This is a genomic window from Enterobacter asburiae (assembly GCF_007035645.1).
Classification (GTDB): domain Bacteria; phylum Pseudomonadota; class Gammaproteobacteria; order Enterobacterales; family Enterobacteriaceae; genus Enterobacter; species Enterobacter asburiae_B.
The window spans coordinates 4,160,290-4,183,058 of sequence record NZ_AP019632.1; the positions used below are offsets into that span (position 1 = coordinate 4,160,290).

Here is a 22,769-nt window from a genome sequence, read left to right on the forward strand (position 1 = left end):
TTTTCACGGCGAAAGCGGACAGATTGCCGCAAACTTAAGCAGTTGAACAGCTTTTCCCGAAATAATGTTGACGATCGAGCGTGATTGCGGTTTAATGCGCTCCGTTGCCCGGATAGCTCAGTCGGTAGAGCAGGGGATTGAAAATCCCCGTGTCCTTGGTTCGATTCCGAGTCCGGGCACCACTATTTAAAGAACCCAGCCTATGGCTGGGTTTTTGCTTTTCTGCGTTTATACATCCCTTCTTTGTATTCTTATTTCTCTTTGTCGTGGGATCGTGCGGTCTGCGTTGCCGGATGGCGGCTTTGCCTTATCCGGCCTACTAAGCGCCATCGGGCTTTTCTGCGCGCACAAAGCAAAAAACCCCGCACCTTACGGTACGGGGTTCTTCTAATTGATGCCTGGCAGTTCCCTACTCTCACATGGGGAGACCCCACACTACCATCGGCGCTACGGCGTTTCACTTCTGAGTTCGGCATGGGGTCAGGTGGGACCACCGCGCTAAAGCCGCCAGGCAAATTCTGTTAATCTGTATCAGGCTGAAAATCGTGTCTCTCTCATCCGCCGAAACAGCTTCGGCGTTGTAAGGTTAAGCCTCACGGTTCATTAGTATCGGTTAGCTCAACGCATCGCTGCGCTTACACACCCGACCTATCAACGTCGTAGTCTTCAACGTTCCTTCAGGACCCTTAAAGGGTCAGGGAGAACTCATCTCGGGGCAAGTTTCGTGCTTAGATGCTTTCAGCACTTATCTTTTCCGCATTTAGCTACCGGGCAGTGCCATTGGCATGACAACCCGAACACCAGTGATGCGTCCACTCCGGTCCTCTCGTACTAGGAGCAGCCCCCCTCAATTCTCCAGCGCCCACGGCAGATAGGGACCGAACTGTCTCACGACGTTCTAAACCCAGCTCGCGTACCACTTTAAATGGCGAACAGCCATACCCTTGGGACCTACTTCAGCCCCAGGATGTGATGAGCCGACATCGAGGTGCCAAACACCGCCGTCGATATGAACTCTTGGGCGGTATCAGCCTGTTATCCCCGGAGTACCTTTTATCCGTTGAGCGATGGCCCTTCCATTCAGAACCACCGGATCACTATGACCTGCTTTCGCACCTGCTCGAGCCGTCACTCTCGCAGTCAAGCTAGCTTATGCCATTGCACTAACCTCCTGATGTCCGACCAGGATTAGCTAACCTTCGTGCTCCTCCGTTACTCTTTGGGAGGAGACCGCCCCAGTCAAACTACCCACCAGACACTGTCCGCAACCCGGATTACGGGTCTACGTTAGAACACCAGCCATTAAAGGGTGGTATTTCAAGGTCGGCTCCACGCAGACTGGCGTCCACGCTTCAAAGCCTCCCACCTATCCTACACATCAAGGACCAGTGTTCAGTGTCAAGCTATAGTAAAGGTTCACGGGGTCTTTCCGTCTTGCCGCGGGTACACTGCATCTTCACAGCGAGTTCAATTTCACTGAGTCTCGGGTGGAGACAGCCTGGCCATCATTACGCCATTCGTGCAGGTCGGAACTTACCCGACAAGGAATTTCGCTACCTTAGGACCGTTATAGTTACGGCCGCCGTTTACCGGGGCTTCGATCAAGAGCTTCGCGTTACCGCTAACCCCATCAATTAACCTTCCGGCACCGGGCAGGCGTCACACCGTATACGTCCACTTTCGTGTTTGCACAGTGCTGTGTTTTTAATAAACAGTTGCAGCCAGCTGGTATCTTCGACTGATTTCAGCTCCACCCGCAGGGGCTTCACCTACATATCAGCGTGCCTTCTCCCGAAGTTACGGCACCATTTTGCCTAGTTCCTTCACCCGAGTTCTCTCAAGCGCCTTGGTATTCTCTACCTGACCACCTGTGTCGGTTTGGGGTACGATTTCGTGTTACCTGATGCTTAGAGGCTTTTCCTGGAAGCAGGGCATTTGTTACTTCAGCACCGTAGTGCCTCGTCATCACACCTCAGCGTTAAAAGGTACCGGATTTACCTGGAACCTCCGCCTACATGCTTAAACCGGGACAACCGTCGCCCGGCTAACATAGCCTTCTCCGTCCCCCCTTCGCAGTAACACCAAGTACAGGAATATTAACCTGTTTCCCATCGACTACGCCTTTCGGCCTCGCCTTAGGGGTCGACTCACCCTGCCCCGATTAACGTTGGACAGGAACCCTTGGTCTTCCGGCGAGCGGGCTTTTCACCCGCTTTATCGTTACTTATGTCAGCATTCGCACTTCTGATACCTCCAGCATGCCTCACAGCACACCTTCAACGGCTTACAGAACGCTCCCCTACCCAACAACGCCTAAGCGTCGCTGCCGCAGCTTCGGTGCATGGTTTAGCCCCGTTACATCTTCCGCGCAGGCCGACTCGACCAGTGAGCTATTACGCTTTCTTTAAATGATGGCTGCTTCTAAGCCAACATCCTGGCTGTCTGTGCCTTCCCACATCGTTTCCCACTTAACCATGACTTTGGGACCTTAGCTGGCGGTCTGGGTTGTTTCCCTCTTCACGACGGACGTTAGCACCCGCCGTGTGTCTCCCGTGATAACATTCTTCGGTATTCGTAGTTTGCATCGGGTTGGTAAGCCGGGATGGCCCCCTAGCCGAAACAGTGCTCTACCCCCGAAGATGAGTTCACGAGGCGCTACCTAAATAGCTTTCGGGGAGAACCAGCTATCTCCCGGTTTGATTGGCCTTTCACCCCCAGCCACAAGTCATCCGCTAATTTTTCAACATTAGTCGGTTCGGTCCTCCAGTTAGTGTTACCCAACCTTCAACCTGCCCATGGCTAGATCACCGGGTTTCGGGTCTATACCCTGCAACTTAACGCCCAGTTAAGACTCGGTTTCCCTTCGGCTCCCCTATACGGTTAACCTTGCTACAGAATATAAGTCGCTGACCCATTATACAAAAGGTACGCAGTCACACCACGAAGGTGCTCCCACTGCTTGTACGTACACGGTTTCAGGTTCTTTTTCACTCCCCTCGCCGGGGTTCTTTTCGCCTTTCCCTCACGGTACTGGTTCACTATCGGTCAGTCAGGAGTATTTAGCCTTGGAGGATGGTCCCCCCATATTCAGACAGGATACCACGTGTCCCGCCCTACTCTTCGAGTTCACAACCTGTGTGCTTTCGTGTACGGGACTGTCACCCTGTACCGTGCGACTTTCCAGACGCTTCCACTAACACACAAGCTGATTCAGACTCTGGGCTGCTCCCCGTTCGCTCGCCGCTACTGGGGGAATCTCGGTTGATTTCTTTTCCTCGGGGTACTTAGATGTTTCAGTTCCCCCGGTTCGCCTCGTTAACCTATGTATTCAGTTAACGATAGTGCAACGAATTGCACTGGGTTTCCCCATTCGGACATCGCCGGGTCAAAGGTTCATATCACCTCGCCGGCGCTTTTCGCAGATTAGCACGTCCTTCATCGCCTCTGACTGCCAGGGCATCCACCGTGTACGCTTAGTCGCTTAACCTCACAACCCGAAGATGTTTCACTTCTGATTGCGAAAATTTGAGAGACTCGAACACACATAACATGTGTGTCGTTTCAATTTTCAGCTTGATCCAGATTTTTAAAGAGCAAATATCTCAAACGTCACCCGAAGATGAGTTTTGAGATATAGGGGTCGGCGACTTTCACTCACGAACCAGCAAGTGGCGTCCCCTAGGGGATTCGAACCCCTGTTACCGCCGTGAAAGGGCGGTGTCCTGGGCCTCTAGACGAAGGGGACGTGTAAGTCTCAATCGCAAGACGCCTTGCTATTTACTTTTCATCAGACAATCTGTGTGAGCACTACAAAGGCAGGTTCTTTAAGGTAAGGAGGTGATCCAACCGCAGGTTCCCCTACGGTTACCTTGTTACGACTTCACCCCAGTCATGAATCACAAAGTGGTAAGCGCCCTCCCGAAGGTTAAGCTACCTACTTCTTTTGCAACCCACTCCCATGGTGTGACGGGCGGTGTGTACAAGGCCCGGGAACGTATTCACCGTAGCATTCTGATCTACGATTACTAGCGATTCCGACTTCATGGAGTCGAGTTGCAGACTCCAATCCGGACTACGACGCACTTTATGAGGTCCGCTTGCTCTCGCGAGGTCGCTTCTCTTTGTATGCGCCATTGTAGCACGTGTGTAGCCCTACTCGTAAGGGCCATGATGACTTGACGTCATCCCCACCTTCCTCCAGTTTATCACTGGCAGTCTCCTTTGAGTTCCCGGCCGAACCGCTGGCAACAAAGGATAAGGGTTGCGCTCGTTGCGGGACTTAACCCAACATTTCACAACACGAGCTGACGACAGCCATGCAGCACCTGTCTCAGAGTTCCCGAAGGCACCAATCCATCTCTGGAAAGTTCTCTGGATGTCAAGAGTAGGTAAGGTTCTTCGCGTTGCATCGAATTAAACCACATGCTCCACCGCTTGTGCGGGCCCCCGTCAATTCATTTGAGTTTTAACCTTGCGGCCGTACTCCCCAGGCGGTCGACTTAACGCGTTAGCTCCGGAAGCCACGCCTCAAGGGCACAACCTCCAAGTCGACATCGTTTACGGCGTGGACTACCAGGGTATCTAATCCTGTTTGCTCCCCACGCTTTCGCACCTGAGCGTCAGTCTTTGTCCAGGGGGCCGCCTTCGCCACCGGTATTCCTCCAGATCTCTACGCATTTCACCGCTACACCTGGAATTCTACCCCCCTCTACAAGACTCTAGCCTGCCAGTTTCGAATGCAGTTCCCAGGTTGAGCCCGGGGATTTCACATCCGACTTGACAGACCGCCTGCGTGCGCTTTACGCCCAGTAATTCCGATTAACGCTTGCACCCTCCGTATTACCGCGGCTGCTGGCACGGAGTTAGCCGGTGCTTCTTCTGCGGGTAACGTCAATCGACAAGGTTATTAACCTTATCGCCTTCCTCCCCGCTGAAAGTACTTTACAACCCGAAGGCCTTCTTCATACACGCGGCATGGCTGCATCAGGCTTGCGCCCATTGTGCAATATTCCCCACTGCTGCCTCCCGTAGGAGTCTGGACCGTGTCTCAGTTCCAGTGTGGCTGGTCATCCTCTCAGACCAGCTAGGGATCGTCGCCTAGGTGAGCCGTTACCCCACCTACTAGCTAATCCCATCTGGGCACATCTGATGGCAAGAGGCCCGAAGGTCCCCCTCTTTGGTCTTGCGACGTTATGCGGTATTAGCTACCGTTTCCAGTAGTTATCCCCCTCCATCAGGCAGTTTCCCAGACATTACTCACCCGTCCGCCGCTCGCCGGCAAAGTAGCAAGCTACTTTCCGCTGCCGCTCGACTTGCATGTGTTAGGCCTGCCGCCAGCGTTCAATCTGAGCCATGATCAAACTCTTCAATTTAAGTTTGATGCTCGTGAATTAAACTTCGTAATGAATTACGTATGTTCACTCAGAGACTTGGTATTCATTTTTCGTCTTGCGACGTTAAGAATCCATGTCACTTTGAGTGCCCACACAGATTGTCTGATAAATTGTTAAAGAGCAGTGCAACGCGGCTTTCGCTCACCGTTGCGAGGTGGCGTATATTACGCTTTCCTCTTTCAGAGTCAACCCGTTATTTCAGAATTTTTCTCTTCAACCGACCGCGTTGTCTGTGAAGTGATTCACATCCGCCGTGTCGATGGAGGCGCATTATAGGGATCCCATTTTTTAGCACAAGTATTTTTTAGATCTTTTTTTCCGACTGCTGATTTTCCGCGCTTTTCGCTGAAATCCCGCCCGATCTGCTTAAATATTGACGTATTTTGCCTTGCCGCGATCCATTAATATGATCAAAGTCTTCTGTATAGCGCTCATTGTTAGAGGTAGATATGCCCGCAGTATTACGTCCTTATAAAGATCTGTTCCCCCAAAAAGGCGATCGCGTGATGATCGATGCCAGCAGCGTGGTGATCGGCGATGTCCGAATGGCCGATGATGTCAGCATCTGGCCCCTCGTCGCCATCAGGGGAGATGTTAACTATGTGTCGATTGGCGCCCGTACCAATATTCAGGACGGTAGCGTTCTGCATGTCACGCACAAATCCTCCTATAACCCGGACGGTAATCCCCTCATCATTGGAGAAGAGGTTACCGTCGGCCATAAAGTGATGCTTCACGGCTGCACTATCGGGAATCGCGTACTTGTTGGCATGGGGTCGATTTTGCTGGATGGCGTCATAGTAGAAGATGACGTAATGATTGGTGCCGGTAGCCTGGTCCCGCAGAACAAACGGCTGGAGAGTGGCTATCTCTATCTGGGAAGCCCGGTAAAACAGATCCGCCCCCTGAAGGAGGCGGAGATCGAAGGATTAAAATACTCGGCGAACAACTACGTTAACTGGAAGAATGACTATTTGGATCAGGACAACCAAACCCAGCCCTGATCGTCTTCCTGCTGTTCGCGGATTAAATCGCTGGCTTCCTCTTCCAGATCCCAGCGATTTTCACAAAATATCGCTATCGGGTCTGAACCGCCAAAACGGCGCAACAGCGTCTCCCCATGAATGGCACAGGTAAGTTGCATCCCCTGCACCAGCACCGGAAAACAGACCGCTTGTTTAGTCTCATCCCAGTTCTCTCTGTCCGGGAAATGGATAGCCTGGTTCACGCCGAAAGCTCCTGCTTTAACTTTTCAATGACAGGTTCGACCGCAGGCAACACGCCATGCCAGAGCAGCACCGCATGCGCGGCCTGACCCACCAGCATTCCCAGTCCATCGGCTAACTGCTTCGCGCCGTGTTGTTCACACCAGTTAAGGAAAGGCGTTTTCCCTTTCTGATAAAACATGTCATAGAAGTACATATGCGCGCTGACCAGAGAAGCAGGAATTAACGGGATCTCGCCATTGATGCCGCTGGACGTGGCATTGATGACAAGATCGAACTCACGATCGGCAAGATCGTCAAGCGCTACCGCGCTCACGCTGCCGGTATGCTCAAACAACGCCGCCAGCGCTTCCGCGCGGGAAAAGGTTCTGTTGGTAATGGTCACCGCACAGTCCAGTGAAAGCAGAGGCAACAGTACTCCCCGCGATGCGCCACCCGCACCAATCAGCAGGACCCGAAACCCGGGCTTAATAAACGACAGTCGTTCCAGATCGCTAAGTAAACCAATTCCGTCGGTGTTGTCACCCAAAAGGCGCCCATCCTCAAGCCGTTTTAGGGTATTGACTGCACCAGCTAGTGAAGCGCGCTCGGTCAGTTCATCCGCACGTTCAAAGGCTTCCTCTTTAAAAGGAACCGTCACATTCGCGCCTTTACCGCCCGCGGCGAAAAAAGCCTCCAGCGTTGGAATAAATGCATCCACCGGGGCCAGTACGCGACCATAGGGATGATTTATCTGCAGCTGCTTCGCAAATTGCTGATGGATCAACGGTGACTTGCTGTGTGCAATCGGATTACCAAAAACAGCATAGGTTTCCATGAGATTACCCCTGGCGAAAACGTTCGCCGGTCAAGGCGTCGCGAATTTCAGACGGATTCAGGCGCCCTCCCGTTTCACCGACAGCGACTGGGAAGTCATTCCCGAACTGCGCCAATACTTCTTCGGTTGTCCGACAAGGTGGCAATCCGGTCAGGTTGGCGCTGGTTGAGACCAGCGGTTTACCAAATGCCAGGCAAAGTTCAACCACCAGCGGATGGTCAGTTACGCGAACGGCGAGGGAATCAAAACGTCCGGTTAACCAGCGAGGCGTAGTCGGCTGCGCCGGGAAAACGAAGGTCACCGGGCCAGGCCACGCGGAGAAGATCGTCTCGCGCTGCGCCGGCGTCAGCATGGAGTCATCGATATAGGGTTTAAGCTGCTCATAATTCGCAGCGATCAAAATCAGCCCTTTCTCGACGGGTCTTTGTTTTAAGGCAAGCAGTCGGCTTACGGCCGTCTCGCTGTCAGGATCGCAACCGACTCCAAAAACAGCTTCAGTTGGATAGGCGATGACTTCTTCTTTTTTCAGTACGTCCACAGCATGCGCAATGGAGCCTGATGGCAGGTTATTATTCACTATTTTGATCCGCCGTAACCGGCTTTCCACATTGTTTACTGGCGCAGAAGCGTTTCATGCCTTGCGCGGTTTTCTTCTCTATAAGTAGCGGATAATTGCAATGAGGGCAGGTTCCCGCTACCGGTTTAAAATTGATAACGAACTGGCATTCAGGGTAGCGATCGCACGAATGGAAAGTCTTACCATAACGGGAACGGCGCTGTACCAACTGACCGCGCTGACACTGAGGGCACGCAATTGCCGTTTCATCAGGCTTATCAATTTGTTCCGTATGCTCACATTCCGGGTAGCGGCTACATCCAATAAACATGCCGAATCGCCCCTGCCGCAGGGCTAATTCACCACCGCAGAGTGGGCAATACTGACCCTCCAGAATTTTAACGATATGTCCATCCGCCTGGCTTTTCAGGGGACGGACATAATCACATTCCGGATAGTGTGAACAACCGAGAAACGGGCCGTGTTTCCCGGACCGAATAACAAGTTCAGCCCCGCACTGCGGGCAGGGCTCGTTTTTATGCACCGTGAATAGTGCTGATTTGGCCATAACAACTCTTGGTGCTGCACATTGAATTAGTGCAGCATACCTTCATTCACTTCAAAGAGTAATTCTTCCATTTGCTGATAGGCGTTTTCACAGCCCGGGATATTAAACAGAACCATCAGGATCACCCACTTGAGATCTTCCAGTTCAAATTCTGCTGTATCCAGCGCCATGACGCGCTCTATCACCATTTCTCTCGTTTCGAGGTTCAGCACCTGAATCTGCTCAAGGAATAAGATGAACCCCCGGCAGCTGGCGTCCAGCCTTTCACACTCTTCCGCTGTATAAATGCGTACTGACAATGGGTCAGAAGCAAGCTGCATCGGTTCGGCGAGGCCTTCCTGATAATCAGCAAGTTTTTCCAGCCACATCAACGCATTATAGATATCTTCCCGCTCAAACCCCGCATCGGTAAGATCCTGTGTCAATTTGTCCTGATCCACTCGCATTTCTGCTTCGTTATGGATGTAAGTCTCAAACAAATACATCAGTACGTCGAACATGGCATGCCCTCCTTAATCGGACATAGCCGCCGGGTACAGCTGCGATCCACCCTGCTAACTCCAGTTCGAGTAGCTGTGCTACCGTTACTGGCACAGGTTGGCCGGCACGTTCAGCGACAACGTCAACAGGTGTTACCTCATCTCCTACGTTAGCCAGGAGCTTGGGAAATGGCAATGCCACCTTTCCCTGATCTGATGAATATTGTCGCTTTTCGGGATCTTCCTGCAGCCATTGCAACCCATATTGCAAATTTTCAAGAATATCTCCTACTTCCGTTACCGGCGTTGCCCCTTGCTTAATCAGCCAGTGGGGCCCCTCGCATCCGGGATTACCTATCGGTCCAGGCAAGGCGAAGACTTCTCTTCCCTGTTCGAGCGCGCATCGCGCCGTGACCAGCGAACCGCTTCGGCGCGCCGCTTCAACCACCAGCACACCTTTGCTGAGCCCGCTGATAATCCGATTCCGACGCGGAAAGTTTGCCGGCCTGGGCTGTGCGGAAAGCGGAAATTCAGACACTATCGCGCCGTCAGATTCAATAAGCCGCATCGCCAGTGCCTGATGCCGGCGCGGATAAATGCTAAAAAGACCGTTCCCCAGCACCGCTACACTTCGTCCCTTAACTGACAGCGCCGCGCTGTGGGCTACGCCGTCAATACCGCAGGCCAGCCCGCTGGTGATCGTGAAACCGCTTTGAGAAAGTTGTTCGCACAGGATTTTCCCCCATCGCTCGCCGTACCATGACGGCGCACGACTACCTACCACCGCCAGCTGAATGGTATTAAGCGCCTCAGGATTACCTTTTATGAATAACGCCCCGGGATAATCAGGGATCGTGCGGAGCAAAGGGGGATATAGGGGATGGTTGGGCGTTAATAAATGATGTCCCTGCTGCTCAAGCCACACAAGACTACGTTCCAGCTCGCTCTCATCGAGTGCAAAGAACCGTTCAGCCTGCTTTGCTGTCAGCCCGGCCTCTCTGACCACGAGCACGTTGAGGTGTTCCAGCTTCTGCAGTCGCGCAGCCGCTTCCAGCATTACATCACCACATAGAGACCCTGTGTGTATTAGCCGTAGCCATATCTCGGTAGACGTCATCCTTTCCCCTGCCATAAGCGGCCTCCGCAATCATTGCGATTGGTCACTGATGCTGTCAATCGATGGGGGATTTGTCTAGAATAGAGAGAGTATTCTTATCAACTCCTGAACACGACTCTGGAAATTTATGGCAGTTTTGCAAGTGTTACATATTCCGGACGAGCGCCTTCGCATCGTCGCTGAACCGGTCAAAGAAGTGAATGCAGAAATCCAGCGTATCGTTGATGATATGTTCGATACCATGTACGCCGAAGAAGGTATTGGCCTGGCGGCGACGCAGGTGGATATTCATAAGCGTATTATCGTGATTGATGTTTCCGAAAATCGCGATGAGCGTCTGGTGCTGATCAACCCTGAGCTGCTCGAAAAGAGTGGCGAAACCGGTATTGAGGAAGGCTGTCTGTCCATTCCTGAACAGCGCGCTTTAGTACCGCGTGCCGAAAAGGTGAAAATTCGCGCGCTGGATCGTGACGGTAACCCGTTCGAACTGGAAGCAGACGACCTGCTGGCGATTTGTATTCAGCATGAGATGGATCACCTGGTCGGTAAACTGTTTATCGATTATCTCTCGCCGCTGAAACAGCAGCGTATTCGTCAAAAAGTAGAGAAACTGGATCGTTTGCGTTCTCGCGCATAACGTCCCCCCGGATACAAGGATCATCGTGTCTAAAACACTACGTATTATCTTCGCGGGAACCCCTGATTTTGCAGCGCGTCATCTTGACGCGCTGTTATCTTCTGGTCACCAGGTTGTTGGCGTCTTTACCCAGCCTGACCGTCCGGCAGGTCGCGGTAAAAAACTGATGCCGAGCCCGGTAAAGGTGCTGGCAGAAGAGCATGGGCTACCCGTTTTCCAGCCCGCATCGTTACGCCCACAGGAAAATCAGCAGCTGGTTGCTGACCTGAATGCCGACGTAATGGTGGTGGTGGCTTACGGTTTAATTCTGCCGAAAGCTGTGCTCGATATGCCTCGCCTGGGGTGCATCAACGTGCACGGGTCTCTGCTTCCGCGCTGGCGTGGTGCTGCACCTATCCAGCGCTCGCTGTGGGCAGGTGATGCCGAAACGGGCGTTACCATTATGAAGATGGACGTAGGTTTAGACACCGGCGATATGCTGTATAAACTGGCGTGCCCCATAACGTCAGACGATACCAGCGCTACGCTGTATGACAAACTGGCAGACCTTGGCCCACAAGGGCTTATCGAGACGCTCCAGCAGCTTGCTGACAATACGGCGAAACCGGAAGTTCAGGATGACGCGCTGGTGACTTATGCCGAAAAACTGAGCAAAGAAGAAGCGCGGATAGACTGGTCCCTGTCAGCCGCGCAGCTTGAACGCTGCATTCGCGCTTTTAATCCGTGGCCAATGAGCTGGATGGAGATTGATGAGCAGCCGGTGAAAGTCTGGAAAGCTTCCGTCATTAGCGGTACTACCACGGCTGAACCCGGTACGATTGTTGACGCCAACAAGAACGGAATTCAGGTGGCGACTGGGCAAGGGATCCTCAATCTTGAATCGCTACAACCGGCTGGTAAGAAGGCCATGAGCGCTCAGGATCTGTTAAATTCCCGTCGCGAATGGTTTATTCCGGGCAATCGTCTTGCCTGAGCAAATCTATCCTTAAGGCCCGGTGTTTCCGGGCATTTTTATTTTTACGGTTATGAAAAAACAAAATCTACGCAGTATGGCGGCTCAGGCCGTTGAGCAGGTTATCGAGCAGGGCCAGTCACTAAGTAACGTCCTGCCTCCCCTGCAACAAAAAGTATCGGATAAAGACAAAGCCCTGCTTCAGGAGCTCTGCTTTGGCGTTCTGCGCACGCTTTCTCAGCTTGAGTGGCTGATTAACAAGCTGATGTCACGCCCAATGACAGGCAAGCAGCGCACCGTACACTATTTGATTATTGTGGGTTTTTATCAGCTTCTTCATACCCGCATCCCACCTCATGCCGCGCTGGCTGAGACGGTTGAAGGCGCCGTTGCGATTAAACGCCCTCAGCTGAAAGGTCTGATCAACGGCGTACTGCGTCAGTTCCAGAGACAGCAGGAAGAGCTTCTGGCTGAATTTGCCCAAAGCGAAGCACGTTTTCTGCACCCGGACTGGCTGTTGAGGCGCCTGAAAAAAGCTTATCCACAGCAGTGGCAGGAGATTGCCGATGCCAACAACCAGCGCCCGCCAATGTGGCTACGCGTGAATCGTAATCACCACACTCGTGACGCATGGCTGGCATTACTTGAAGAAGCTGGAATGAGTGGATTCCCGCATCAAGCCTATCAGGATGCTGTACGTCTGGCCTCACCGGCACCGGTACATGCATTACCCGGTTTTGATGAAGGCTGGGTAACCGTACAGGATGCCTCGGCTCAGGGTTGCATGACCTGGCTTGAACCCAAAAATGGTGAGCAGATCCTCGATCTGTGCGCCGCGCCTGGGGGCAAAACGACGCATATTCTGGAAGTGGCTCCGCAGGCCAGCGTGATGGCTGTGGACGTCGATGAACAGCGTCTCTCACGCGTCTACGACAACCTCAAGCGTCTTGGCATGAAGGCTCAGGTTAAGCAGGGCGATGGACGCAAACCCGCAGAGTGGTGTGGTGAAACCCAGTTCGATCGCATTTTGCTGGATGCTCCCTGCTCTGCAACCGGTGTTATTCGTCGTCATCCGGACATCAAGTGGCTACGCCGCGATCGTGATATTAAGGAACTTGCCCAACTGCAATCCGACATTCTCGACGCCATTTGGCCGCATCTTAAGCCTGGTGGAACGCTGGTCTATGCAACCTGCTCCGTGCTGCCGGAAGAAAACAGCCAGCAAATCACGGCTTTCCTTAAACGTACGCCGGACGCCGCGCTGCGCGATACGGGAACGCCTGAATCCCCGGGTCTGCAGAACCTGCCAGGTGCTGAAGAGGGTGATGGCTTCTTTTACGCTAAGCTAATCAAAGAGTGATGTTGAGAACAGGTCACGAGATATGAAGATTATCATTCTGGGTGCAGGACAGGTGGGCGGAACGCTGGCGGAAAACCTGGTTGGCGAAAACAACGACATCACAATTGTTGATACCAACGGCGATCGTCTGCGTGTATTACAGGACAAGTTTGACCTGCGCGTGGTGCAGGGTCATGGTTCGCACCCACGTGTTCTTCGTGAGGCGGGCGCCGACGATGCCGACATGCTGGTTGCGGTAACCAGTTCGGACGAAACCAATATGGTGGCCTGTCAGGTGGCCTACTCGCTTTTCAACACGCCAAACCGAATTGCGCGCATTCGCTCTCCGGACTATGTTCGCGATGCTGAAAAACTGTTTAATTCCGAAGCGGTCCCCATTGACCACCTCATCGCGCCAGAACAGTTGGTTATCGACAATATCTATCGCCTGATCGAATATCCGGGTGCCCTGCAGGTGGTGAACTTTGCCGAGGGCAAAGTGAGCCTGGCAGTGGTTAAGGCCTATTATGGCGGACCATTGATCGGCAATGCGCTTTCCACCATGCGCGAGCACATGCCGCATATTGATACGCGCGTTGCAGCGATTTTCCGCCACGACAGGCCAATTCGCCCGCAAGGCTCCACGATTGTCGAAGCCGGTGATGAGGTCTTCTTTATTGCGGCCTCACAGCATATTCGTGCGGTGATGAGTGAACTTCAGCGTCTCGAAAAACCCTATAAACGCATTATGCTGGTCGGCGGTGGCAATATCGGTGCCGGTCTGGCACATCGGCTGGAAAAAGATTACAGCGTGAAGTTGATCGAGCGCGATCAACAGCGTGCTGCTGAACTGGCGGAAAAACTGCAAAATACGATTGTATTTTATGGTGATGCGTCGGATCAGGAGCTACTGGCTGAAGAGCATATTGATCAGGTTGATCTCTTTATTGCCGTCACCAACGATGACGAGGCGAATATAATGTCCGCCATGCTCGCGAAGCGCATGGGGGCAAAAAAAGTCATGGTGCTTATTCAGCGCAAGGCGTATGTCGATCTGGTTCAGGGCAGCGTTATTGATATTGCTATTTCCCCTCAGCAGGCGACAATTTCCGCGCTCCTGAGCCATGTTCGTAAAGCGGATATTGTCGGTGTGTCATCGCTCCGCCGTGGCGTAGCGGAAGCCATTGAAGCCGTTGCTCATGGAGATGAAACGACGTCACGCGTCGTCGGCCGTTCGATCGACGAAATTAAACTGCCGCCAGGCACGATTATCGGCGCCGTTGTGCGCGGGAATGATGTCATGATTGCCAATGATAATTTACGAATTGAGCAAGGCGATCACGTTATTATGTTCCTTACCGATAAAAAGTTTATTACCGACGTCGAACGTTTATTCCAGCCAAGTCCATTCTTCCTTTAAAGAATTGGGTGCTCGAGTAAGAGCACCCTTACTTTATCCTTCTCATTTCTGTGCCTTTTATTTTTCATAATGTTTAATTATCCCGAATGGCAATTGGCTAATCATTTGTTAAACTTAAACTCGTCAGCTGGCACAAGGAGAGAACAATGAGTTTTATTAAAGAATTTCGCGAATTTGCGATGCGCGGGAACGTGGTAGATTTGGCAGTGGGTGTCATTATTGGTGCGGCATTCGGCAAGATTGTTTCATCATTAGTGGCCGACATTATCATGCCACCTTTAGGGTTGTTAATCGGCGGCATTGATTTCAAACAGTTCGCTTTCACGCTGCGTGAAGCGCAGGGTGATGTTCCGGCAGTAGTGATGCACTACGGCGTATTTATTCAGAACGTATTTGATTTTGTGATTGTCGCGTTTGCCATATTTATGGCCATCAAGCTGATCAACAGGCTCAACCGTAAAAAAGAAGAGCCGGCTGCAGCACCTGCGCCAACGAAAGAAGAAGTGCTGTTGAGTGAGATCCGCGATCTGTTAAAAGAGCAAAATAACCGCGTCTAATCAACAGATAAAAGCAGGAAGGCCAGTGGTAAATAAGCGATTCGCTTGCTTGCCACTGGCCTCCCAGTTACCCCGTTTTTCATGTTTGTCTTTACGCAGATAACTTCCTTTCCCTTTTTTATTCTTCTCAACGCGCTGCCTGAATAACGGGTCGTGAAGTAACGCCTCAATGGCATTGTCCTTAATTTGTCCTTTCGTGTGCTGATAGCGGCTCATAATGTCTCCAGAGCAGGGTTTATGACGAAGCGAGTCTAGACCCGGTTGAACTAAAAATCAACAGCCCTGCGTTTCTCTACTCGCTCCCTGTTCAAGGGCTTCGAGAATTGAACAGTAAATGCTGCTGTGGGCCGTACCGCAGCAGGCATCATTCAGCCTTTGCAGAGAGCGCTGCATGGTTTGCAGTTCCTGTATACGCGCTTCAACTTCATCCAGCCGGGCCTGCACGATGCTTTTAGATTCCTGGCAGGTGTGATGTTCCGGATCGATGCGGATCGATAATAACTCACGGATCGAATCCAGTGTAAAACCGAGCTGACGCGCATAACGAATAAACCGCAGGCGCTGCAGATCGTTATCGGTATAAAGCCGAAAGCCTCCTTCAGTCCGAACTTCATGATCGATCATCTGCTGCTTTTCGTAATATCGGATAGTATCCGGCGTGACGTTCGCAAGCTTCGCAAGTTCACCGATGCGGTACATAACTACTCCTCGCTTATTTTCTGCATCAATCTTTCACCGTATTCACCGTGCAGAAAATCAGTGTTCATCCCAGACTGGCGTAGCTTGAGTTCAAGCAGGGCGAGGCGGCGGCTAAGTTCAGAATGTCGTGGATCGTCATGGCGGATCCCTTTGAGAAGATCGGCCAGTTCAACAGCCTCTCTGCGCTGTTCGAGCTCCGGGGGGAGACAGCCCGCATTTTTCAGCAAATGGTATCCAGCCCGTAATTCCGGTGCGATGTGCGAGTCATCGTCAAGCGCAAGGCGTTCGCCGCTCCCGGGGAGATCGTCGAATTCACCTTTTTTTTGGGCATCGCGAATATGGCGTTCTGCCCACTGGTCGAGCAACCACATTACCAGCTCCAGGAGATGAACAGAATTGATACAGACATTGTAGAGAAGTGGGGATATCGCGGATATAAAAAAACCCGCCGGAGCGGGTTTTTTTACGTTACTGCAGATTACTCTGCAGCAGCTTCTGCTTTCTCTGAACGATCAACCAGCTCGATGTAAGCCATCGGCGCGTTGTCGCCTGCACGGAAACCACACTTCAGAATGCGAGTGTAACCACCGGCACGGCTCGCGAAACGCGGGCCCAGTTCGTTAAACAGTTTTGCCACGATCTCGTTATCACGAGTACGGGCGAATGCCAGACGACGATTAGCAACGCTGTCAGTCTTGGCAAGAGTAATCAGCGGCTCAACTACGCGACGCAGCTCTTTCGCTTTAGGCAGGGTCGTCTTGATGATCTCATGACGAACCAGTGAACCTGCCATGTTGCGGAACATAGCCTGGCGATGGCTGCTGTTGCGGTTCAGTTGACGACCACTCTTACGATGGCGCATGACCTTATCCTTCTCAGTAAAACCTTAACCTGTGATCCGGTTACTCGTCAGCAATGCTTGCTGGTGGCCAGTTTTCCAGGCGCATGCCCAGAGACAGACCACGTGAAGCCAGCACGTCTTTAATCTCGGTAAGAGATTTTTTACCCAGGTTCGGCGTTTTCAGCAACTCAACCTCGGTACGCTGTACCAGATCACCGATATAGTGGATAGCTTCTGCCTTGAGGCAGTTAGCAGAGCGGACAGTCAATTCGAGATCGTCAACAGGGCGCAGCAGGATCGGATCGAATTCTGGTTTCTCTTCTTTCACTTCCGGCTGACGTACATCACGTAAGTCAACGAAAGCTTCCAGTTGTTCTGCCAGGATGGTCGCCGCACGACGAATCGCCTCTTCAGGATCGATTGTGCCGTTGGTTTCCATTTCGATGACCAGCTTGTCCAGGTCGGTACGCTGTTCTACACGCGCTGCTTCAACATTGTAGGCAATACGCTCTACAGGGCTATAGCATGCGTCGACCAGCAGACGGCCGATTGGGCGCTCATCTTCTTCCGAATGAATTCGGGCAGAAGCCGGCACATAACCACGACCGCGCTGAACTTTGATACGCATGCTAATAGCTGCGTTCTCATCGGTCAGGTGGCAGATCACGTGCTGCGGCTTGACGATTTCAACATCACCGTCGTGGGTGATGTCGGCTGCAGTCACAGGGCCAATGCCAGATTTATTCAGAGTAAGAATAACTTCATCTTTACCCTGAACTCTCACCGCCAGCCCTTTCAGGTTGAGCAGGATTTCAAGGATATCTTCCTGAACGCCTTCTTTGGTGCTGTACTCATGAAGTACACCATCAATCTCAACCTCGGTCACCGCGCAACCCGGCATCGATGAGAGCAGAATACGGCGCAGTGCGTTACCCAGAGTATGGCCAAAGCCACGCTCTAAAGGCTCAAGGGTCACCTTGGCGTGCGTCGAACTCACTTGCTCGATATCTACCAGGCGCGGTTTTAGAAACTCTGTCACAGAACCCTGCATTGTGTCCTCTCTTTGGTACTAAGCTTTACTTGGAGTAAAGCTCGACGATCAGGTGTTCGTTAATGTCCGCAGACAGATCAGAACGTTCTGGCTGACGCTTGAACGTACCTTCCATCTTGCCAGCATCAACTTCCAGCCAGGTTGGCTTTTCACGCTGCTCAGCCAGCTCCAGAGCGGCCTTCACGCGAGATTGCTTTTTCGCTTTCTCACGAATGCTAACAACGTCATTCGCTTTAACCTGATAAGAAGCGATGTTAACAACACGACCGTTTACCATGATTGCTTTGTGGCTAACCAGCTGACGTGATTCAGCACGAGTAGCGCCGAAGCCCATACGGTATACAACGTTGTCCAGACGACCTTCCAGCAGAGCCAGCAGGTTTTCACCTGTGTTGCCTTTCAGACGTGCTGCTTCTTTATAGTAGTTACGGAACTGACGCTCCAGCACACCGTACATACGGCGAACTTTTTGCTTTTCACGCAACTGCACACCATAGTCAGACAGACGCGGTTTACGCGCACCGTGCTGGCCAGGAGCTTGTTCAATTTTACACTTGGTATCGATCGCGCGAACGCCAGACTTAAGGAATAAGTCGGTGCCCTCACGACGGCTCAGCTTGAGCTTAGGACCCAAATATCTTGCCATTTTCTATCTCCAACTAACCTAAAAAACGGAGCGTTATACGCGACGTTTTTTCGGCGGACGACAACCGTTATGAGGGATCGGAGTCACATCAGTAATATTCGTGATGCGGAAACCAGCGGCGTTCAGAGCGCGAACAGTAGATTCACGACCCGGACCCGGACCTTTAACCATAACTTCCAGATTCTTGATGCCGTATTCTTTTACGGCTTCTGCGCAACGCTCTGCTGCAACCTGAGCTGCGAACGGAGTGGATTTGCGAGAACCACGGAAACCGGAACCACCGGCTGTTGCCCAACCCAATGCGTTACCCTGACGATCAGTAATAGTAACGATGGTGTTGTTGAAAGAAGCATGGATATGAGCCACGCCGTCAGAGACTTGTTTTCTTACACGTTTACGTGCACGAACTGGTGCCTTTGCCATTATTCAATCACCCCGATTATTTCTTGATCGGTTTGCGCGGACCCTTACGGGTACGTGCGTTGGTCTTAGTACGCTGACCGCGCACTGGCAGACCACGACGATGACGCAAACCGCGATAGCAACCAAGATCCATCAGGCGCTTGATGCTCATGCTGATTTCACGGCGCAGATCACCTTCAACGACAAATTTGGCAACTTCGTCACGCAGCGTGTCGATTTGTTCTTCAGACAGCTCACTGATCTTAACATCTTCAGCGATACCCGCTGCAGCCAGAATGGCTTTAGAACGGGTCTTGCCGACGCCGTAGATCGAAGTTAATGCGATCACAGCATGTTTCTGATCAGGAATGTTAATGCCTGCTATACGGGCCACTATGCACTCCTACTATTTAATATGTACGCACCATGCTGAAAAGCCCGTTTTCAGGATACTCAAATGGAAACGTACAGACATACAAAAGATTGGCTGGCTAATCTAGCCAGCTCAACCCAACTTTGCAAGAAAAATATGCGAAATAATCAGCCTTGGCGCTGTTTATGCTTCGGCTCGGCACTGCAAATCACACGGATGACACCATCACGCTTAACGATTTTGCAGTTACGGCATAATTTCTTGACGGAAGCACGAACTTTCATTTTTACTCTCCGTAACTTCTCAGGCGACCATTTAGCGGCCGTAGCCTTTCAGGTTCGCCTTCTTCAATGCAGACTCGTACTGACTGGACATCATCAGAGTTTGCACTTGAGCCATAAAGTCCATAATCACGACAACAACGATAAGCAGTGAGGTCCCACCGAAGTAGAACGGTACTTTCATTGCATCACGCATGAACTCCGGGATCAGGCAGATAAAAGTAATATAAAGCGCACCAACCAAAGTCAGGCGAGTCATTACTTTATCGATATACTTCGCCGTTTGCTCTCCCGGACGAATTCCTGGTACAAATGCACCGGACTTCTTCAGGTTATCTGCTGTTTCACGCGGGTTGAAGACCAACGCCGTGTAGAAGAAACAGAAGAAGATGATCGCAGACGCATAGAGTAACACATAAAGTGGTTGCCCAGGCTGCAAATACAGCGAAATTGTTGTCAGCCAGTTCCAACCAGTACCGCCCCCGAACCATGACGCGATGGTCGCCGGGAACAGAATAATACTGGAAGCGAAGATAGCCGGGATAACCCCCGCCATGTTCACTTTCAGCGGTAAATGTGTGCTCTGTGCAGCATAGACACGACGACCCTGCTGACGTTTAGCGTAGTTCACCACAATGCGGCGTTGACCACGTTCAACAAAGACAACAAAGAACGTCACTGCAAATACTAATACTGCAACCAACAGCAACAGGAGGAAGTGCAGGTCGCCTTGACGCGCTTGCTCGATAGTATGGGCGATGGCTGGCGGGAGGCCCGCAACAATACCGGCGAAGATAATGATAGAGATACCGTTACCGATACCACGCTCAGTAATCTGTTCGCCGAGCCACATCAGGAACATAGTCCCTGTGACCAGACTTACAACAGCGGTGAAATAGAATGCAAAGCCCGGGTTTAACACCAGGCCCTGCATACCAGGCATATTCGGCAGACCGGTAGCAATACCGATCGACTGGAATATTGCCAGCACCAGAGTACCGTAACGGGTGTACTGACTAATCTTACGACGTCCAGACTCCCCTTCTTTCTTCAACTCTGCCAGGGCCGGATGAACGACCGTCAGCAGCTGGATAATAATAGATGCCGAAATGTACGGCATAATACCCAATGCAAAGATAGAAGCACGGCTGAGAGCACCACCAGAGAACATGTTGAACATTTCAATGATGGTGCCTCGCTGTTGCTCAAGCAGTTTGGCAAGTACAGCGGCATCGATACCAGGGATCGGAATAAAAGAGCCAATACGGAACACAATCAGCGCGCCGATAACAAACAGCAGTCTGCGTTTCAGCTCGCCAAATCCACCTTTGGCACTTTGAAAATCTAATCCCGGTTGCTTAGCCATCTGCTACTTATTCCTCAATTTTACCGCCAGCAGCTTCGATAGCAGCACGAGCACCTTTAGTAACACGCAGGCCACGAACAGTTACCGGAGTAGAAACTTCACCAGCCAGGATCACTTTCGCGAACTCGATCTGGATACCGATAATGTTTGCTGCTTTCAGCGTGTTCAGGTCTACAACGCCGCCTTCAACTTTCGCCAGGTCAGACAGACGGATTTCCGCTGTGATCGCTGCTTTGCGAGAGGTGAAGCCGAACTTCGGCAGACGACGGTACAGTGGCATCTGGCCACCCTCGAAACCGCGACGTACGCCACCGCCAGAACGAGAGTTCTGACCTTTGTGACCACGACCACCGGTTTTGCCGAGGCCAGAACCGATACCACGACCCAGGCGTTTACCCGCCTTTTTAGAGCCTTCGGCCGGAGACAGAGTATTTAAACGCATCTCTTACTCCTCAACTTTAACCATGAAGTAAACCGCGTTGACCATACCACGAACAGCAGGAGTATCCTCGCGCTCAACGGTATGACCAATACGACGCAGACCCAGGCCAAGCAGCGTTGCCTTGTGTTTCGGCAGACGACCGATTGCACTGCGGGTTTGAGTGATTTTAATAGTCTTTGCCATGGTCAATTACCCCAGAATTTCTTCAACGGATTTACCACGCTTGGCAGCGACCATTTCTGGAGAATTCATATTTTCCAGGCCATCAATAGTTGCACGAACCACGTTGATCGGGTTGGTGGAACCATATGCTTTGGCCAGAACGTTATGAACCCCAGCAACTTCCAGAACGGCGCGCATTGCACCACCGGCGATGATACCGGTACCTTCTGAAGCTGGCTGCATGAATACACGAGAACCCGTGTGAACACCTTTAACTGGGTGTTGCAGGGTACCGTTGTTCAGCGCGACGTTAATCATATTGCGACGGGCTTTTTCCATCGCTTTCTGGATCGCTGCTGGAACTTCACGCGCTTTACCGTAACCAAAACCAACGCGACCGTTACCATCGCCTACTACAGTCAGAGCTGTGAAGGAGAAAATACGACCACCTTTAACGGTTTTAGATACGCGGTTTACCGCGATCAGCTTTTCCTGCAGTTCGCCAGCCTGTTTTTCGATGTGAGCCATCTTACACCTCTACCTTAGAACTGAAGGCCAGCTTCACGGGCAGCATCTGCCAGTGCCTGGACACGACCATGATATTGGAACCCGGAACGGTCAAAGGAAACATTGCTGATGCCTTTTTCCAGAGCGCGTTCAGCAACAGCTTTACCTACAGCTGCAGCGGCGTCTTTGTTACCGGTGTACTTCAATTGTTCTGAGATAGCTTTTTCTACAGTAGAAGCAGCTACCAGAACTTCAGAACCGTTCGGTGCAATTACCTGTGCGTAAATATGACGCGGGGTACGATGTACCACCAGGCGAGTTGCACCCAGCTCTTTGAGCTTGCGGCGTGCGCGGGTCGCACGACGGATACGAGCAGATTTCTTATCCATAGTGTTACCTTACTTCTTCTTAGCCTCTTTGGTACGCACGACTTCGTCGGCGTAACGAACACCCTTGCCTTTGTAAGGCTCAGGACGACGGTAGGCGCGCAGATCTGCTGCAACCTGACCGATCAGCTGTTTATCAGCGCCTTTCAGCACGATTTCAGTTTGAGTCGGACATTCTGCAGTGATACCGGCCGGCAGCGGATGCTCAACAGGGTGTGAGAAGCCCAGAGACAGGCCTACTGCATTCCCTTTGATAGCTGCACGATAACCTACACCAACCAGCTGAAGCTTTTTAGTGAAGCCTTCGGTAACACCAACAACCATTGAGTTCAGCAGGGCACGCGCGGTACCAGCCTGAGCCCATCCATCCACGAAACCATCACGTGGACCGAAGGTCAGAGCGTTATCTGCATGTTTAACTTCAACAGCTTTGTTGAGGGTACGAGTCAGCTCGCCGTTTTTACCTTTGATCGTAATAACCTGACCGTCGATTTTTACATCAACGCCGGCAGGAATAACGACCGGTGCTTTAGCAACACGAGACATTCTTTC

The 22,769-nt window shown here is 51.8% G+C and carries 27 protein-coding genes, 2 tRNA genes and 3 rRNA genes; 7 read left to right on the top strand and 25 right to left on the bottom strand.

The window, feature by feature from the left end; translation table 11 throughout:
* The first annotated feature begins 106 nt into the window (after positions 1-106).
* Positions 107-182, top strand: a tRNA-Phe gene (locus FOY96_RS19895).
* A gap of 214 nt (positions 183-396) precedes the next feature.
* Here the strand turns inward: FOY96_RS19895 and rrf are convergent.
* The 4 genes from rrf to FOY96_RS19915 form a co-directional block, all read right to left on the bottom strand.
* Positions 397-512, bottom strand: a 5S ribosomal RNA gene (gene rrf / locus FOY96_RS19900).
* Between the two features lie 70 nt (positions 513-582).
* Positions 583-3,487 (bottom strand): 23S ribosomal RNA (locus FOY96_RS19905).
* Between the two features lie 182 nt (positions 3,488-3,669).
* Positions 3,670-3,745, bottom strand: a tRNA-Glu gene (locus FOY96_RS19910).
* Positions 3,746-3,830: 85 nt separating this feature from the next.
* Positions 3,831-5,372, bottom strand: a 16S ribosomal RNA gene (locus tag FOY96_RS19915).
* The 16S, 23S and 5S rRNA genes sit together here with 1 tRNA gene alongside, the layout of an rRNA operon.
* A 470-nt stretch (positions 5,373-5,842) precedes the next feature.
* Here FOY96_RS19915 and FOY96_RS19920 point away from each other — a divergent pair.
* Positions 5,843-6,397 carry a gamma carbonic anhydrase family protein gene (locus FOY96_RS19920; RefSeq protein ID WP_058841964.1) on the top strand — a complete coding sequence of 185 codons (555 nt, stop codon included), beginning with the start codon at positions 5,843-5,845 and terminating at the stop codon, positions 6,395-6,397.
* Here FOY96_RS19920 and FOY96_RS19925 read toward each other — a convergent pair.
* From FOY96_RS19925 to dprA, 6 genes are read right to left on the bottom strand one after another with little or no spacing between them, the layout of a single operon-like run.
* Positions 6,373-6,621 carry a DUF1488 family protein gene (locus tag FOY96_RS19925; RefSeq protein WP_033146779.1) on the bottom strand — a complete coding sequence of 83 codons (249 nt, stop codon included), beginning with the start codon at positions 6,619-6,621 and terminating at the stop codon, positions 6,373-6,375. The two genes, FOY96_RS19920 and FOY96_RS19925, sit on opposite strands and share 25 nt — an antisense overlap.
* Positions 6,618-7,436, bottom strand: coding sequence for a shikimate dehydrogenase (gene aroE, locus FOY96_RS19930; RefSeq protein WP_033146780.1), 819 nt, complete (start codon positions 7,434-7,436; stop codon positions 6,618-6,620). Before aroE ends, FOY96_RS19925 begins: the two co-directional genes overlap by 4 nt.
* A gap of 4 nt (positions 7,437-7,440) precedes the next feature.
* The gene (tsaC, locus tag FOY96_RS19935; RefSeq protein ID WP_033146781.1) at positions 7,441-8,013 is read right to left on the bottom strand and encodes an L-threonylcarbamoyladenylate synthase type 1 TsaC; all 573 of its coding nucleotides are present in this window, start codon (positions 8,011-8,013) and stop codon (positions 7,441-7,443) included.
* Complete coding sequence (locus FOY96_RS19940) at positions 8,006-8,560, bottom strand: DNA topoisomerase family protein (protein WP_023309445.1); 555 nt, start codon at positions 8,558-8,560, stop codon at positions 8,006-8,008. The genes tsaC and FOY96_RS19940 overlap by 8 nt, the downstream gene beginning before the upstream one ends.
* A 26-nt stretch (positions 8,561-8,586) precedes the next feature.
* On the bottom strand, positions 8,587-9,060 hold the full coding sequence (smg, locus tag FOY96_RS19945; RefSeq protein ID WP_008503477.1) for a DUF494 family protein Smg: 474 nt from the start codon (positions 9,058-9,060) through the stop codon (positions 8,587-8,589).
* Positions 9,032-10,156 carry a DNA-protecting protein DprA gene (gene dprA, locus FOY96_RS19950; RefSeq protein WP_143347640.1) on the bottom strand — a complete coding sequence of 375 codons (1,125 nt, stop codon included), beginning with the start codon at positions 10,154-10,156 and terminating at the stop codon, positions 9,032-9,034. Before dprA ends, smg begins: the two co-directional genes overlap by 29 nt.
* Positions 10,157-10,283: 127 nt before the next feature.
* Here dprA and def point away from each other — a divergent pair, with 127 nt between their 5' ends.
* The 5 genes from def (at position 10,284) to mscL (ending at position 15,061) form a co-directional block, all read left to right on the top strand.
* On the top strand, positions 10,284-10,793 hold the full coding sequence (def, locus tag FOY96_RS19955) for a peptide deformylase (protein ID WP_006812188.1): 510 nt from the start codon (positions 10,284-10,286) through the stop codon (positions 10,791-10,793).
* A 25-nt stretch (positions 10,794-10,818) separates the two neighbouring features.
* Entirely contained in the window at positions 10,819-11,766 is a 948-nt protein-coding gene (gene fmt / locus FOY96_RS19960; protein WP_048977000.1) for a methionyl-tRNA formyltransferase, read from the top strand.
* Positions 11,767-11,818: 52 nt separating this feature from the next.
* Positions 11,819-13,105 (top strand): 16S rRNA (cytosine(967)-C(5))-methyltransferase RsmB, encoded by a 1,287-nt coding sequence (gene rsmB / locus FOY96_RS19965; protein WP_143347641.1) that lies wholly within the window; start codon positions 11,819-11,821, stop codon positions 13,103-13,105.
* Between the two features lie 22 nt (positions 13,106-13,127).
* The gene (trkA, locus tag FOY96_RS19970) at positions 13,128-14,504 is read left to right on the top strand and encodes a Trk system potassium transporter TrkA (RefSeq protein WP_008503482.1); all 1,377 of its coding nucleotides are present in this window, start codon (positions 13,128-13,130) and stop codon (positions 14,502-14,504) included.
* 146 nt (positions 14,505-14,650) lie between these two features.
* The gene (gene mscL, locus FOY96_RS19975; protein WP_023309449.1) at positions 14,651-15,061 is read left to right on the top strand and encodes a large-conductance mechanosensitive channel protein MscL; all 411 of its coding nucleotides are present in this window, start codon (positions 14,651-14,653) and stop codon (positions 15,059-15,061) included.
* On the opposite strand, the gene FOY96_RS19980 is transcribed toward mscL, so the two are convergent.
* The 15 genes from FOY96_RS19980 to rplF all read right to left on the bottom strand — a co-directional run bounded on the left by FOY96_RS19980 (position 15,062) and on the right by rplF (position 22,763).
* Complete coding sequence (locus tag FOY96_RS19980) at positions 15,062-15,277, bottom strand: alternative ribosome-rescue factor A (RefSeq protein ID WP_023333665.1); 216 nt, start codon at positions 15,275-15,277, stop codon at positions 15,062-15,064.
* A gap of 57 nt (positions 15,278-15,334) precedes the next feature.
* Entirely contained in the window at positions 15,335-15,760 is a 426-nt protein-coding gene (zntR, locus tag FOY96_RS19985) for a Zn(2+)-responsive transcriptional regulator (RefSeq protein ID WP_143347642.1), read from the bottom strand.
* A gap of 2 nt (positions 15,761-15,762) precedes the next feature.
* Positions 15,763-16,131, bottom strand: coding sequence for a DnaJ family domain-containing protein (locus tag FOY96_RS19990; protein ID WP_143347643.1), 369 nt, complete (start codon positions 16,129-16,131; stop codon positions 15,763-15,765).
* Positions 16,132-16,238: 107 nt separating this feature from the next.
* On the bottom strand, positions 16,239-16,622 hold the full coding sequence (rplQ, locus tag FOY96_RS19995) for a 50S ribosomal protein L17 (RefSeq protein ID WP_001216368.1): 384 nt from the start codon (positions 16,620-16,622) through the stop codon (positions 16,239-16,241).
* Positions 16,623-16,662: 40 nt separating this feature from the next.
* Positions 16,663-17,652: a DNA-directed RNA polymerase subunit alpha gene (locus tag FOY96_RS20000; protein ID WP_002919219.1), complete on the bottom strand. Its 990-nt coding sequence runs from the start codon at positions 17,650-17,652 to the stop codon at positions 16,663-16,665.
* A gap of 25 nt (positions 17,653-17,677) precedes the next feature.
* On the bottom strand, positions 17,678-18,298 hold the full coding sequence (rpsD, locus tag FOY96_RS20005) for a 30S ribosomal protein S4 (RefSeq protein ID WP_004868345.1): 621 nt from the start codon (positions 18,296-18,298) through the stop codon (positions 17,678-17,680).
* 33 nt (positions 18,299-18,331) lie between these two features.
* Positions 18,332-18,721, bottom strand: a complete 390-nt coding sequence (gene rpsK, locus FOY96_RS20010) for a 30S ribosomal protein S11 (protein ID WP_003863312.1) — start codon at positions 18,719-18,721, stop codon at positions 18,332-18,334.
* A gap of 16 nt (positions 18,722-18,737) precedes the next feature.
* Positions 18,738-19,094, bottom strand: coding sequence for a 30S ribosomal protein S13 (gene rpsM / locus FOY96_RS20015; protein WP_003863308.1), 357 nt, complete (start codon positions 19,092-19,094; stop codon positions 18,738-18,740).
* A gap of 146 nt (positions 19,095-19,240) precedes the next feature.
* Positions 19,241-19,357, bottom strand: coding sequence for a 50S ribosomal protein L36 (rpmJ, locus tag FOY96_RS20020; protein WP_000868187.1), 117 nt, complete (start codon positions 19,355-19,357; stop codon positions 19,241-19,243).
* 31 nt (positions 19,358-19,388) lie between these two features.
* On the bottom strand, positions 19,389-20,720 hold the full coding sequence (gene secY / locus FOY96_RS20025) for a preprotein translocase subunit SecY (protein WP_003863305.1): 1,332 nt from the start codon (positions 20,718-20,720) through the stop codon (positions 19,389-19,391).
* Positions 20,721-20,727: 7 nt separating this feature from the next.
* Positions 20,728-21,162 carry a 50S ribosomal protein L15 gene (gene rplO / locus FOY96_RS20030; protein ID WP_003863304.1) on the bottom strand — a complete coding sequence of 145 codons (435 nt, stop codon included), beginning with the start codon at positions 21,160-21,162 and terminating at the stop codon, positions 20,728-20,730.
* Positions 21,163-21,165: 3 nt separating this feature from the next.
* Positions 21,166-21,345, bottom strand: a complete 180-nt coding sequence (gene rpmD / locus FOY96_RS20035) for a 50S ribosomal protein L30 (RefSeq protein ID WP_003863301.1) — start codon at positions 21,343-21,345, stop codon at positions 21,166-21,168.
* 6 nt (positions 21,346-21,351) lie between these two features.
* A complete protein-coding gene (gene rpsE / locus FOY96_RS20040; protein WP_003863299.1) occupies positions 21,352-21,852 on the bottom strand; it encodes a 30S ribosomal protein S5 in 501 nt (166 codons plus the stop codon).
* A 14-nt stretch (positions 21,853-21,866) separates the two neighbouring features.
* The gene (gene rplR, locus FOY96_RS20045; RefSeq protein WP_003863297.1) at positions 21,867-22,220 is read right to left on the bottom strand and encodes a 50S ribosomal protein L18; all 354 of its coding nucleotides are present in this window, start codon (positions 22,218-22,220) and stop codon (positions 21,867-21,869) included.
* A 9-nt stretch (positions 22,221-22,229) separates the two neighbouring features.
* Positions 22,230-22,763, bottom strand: a complete 534-nt coding sequence (gene rplF / locus FOY96_RS20050) for a 50S ribosomal protein L6 (RefSeq protein WP_003863296.1) — start codon at positions 22,761-22,763, stop codon at positions 22,230-22,232.
* Positions 22,764-22,769 lie beyond the last annotated feature (6 nt).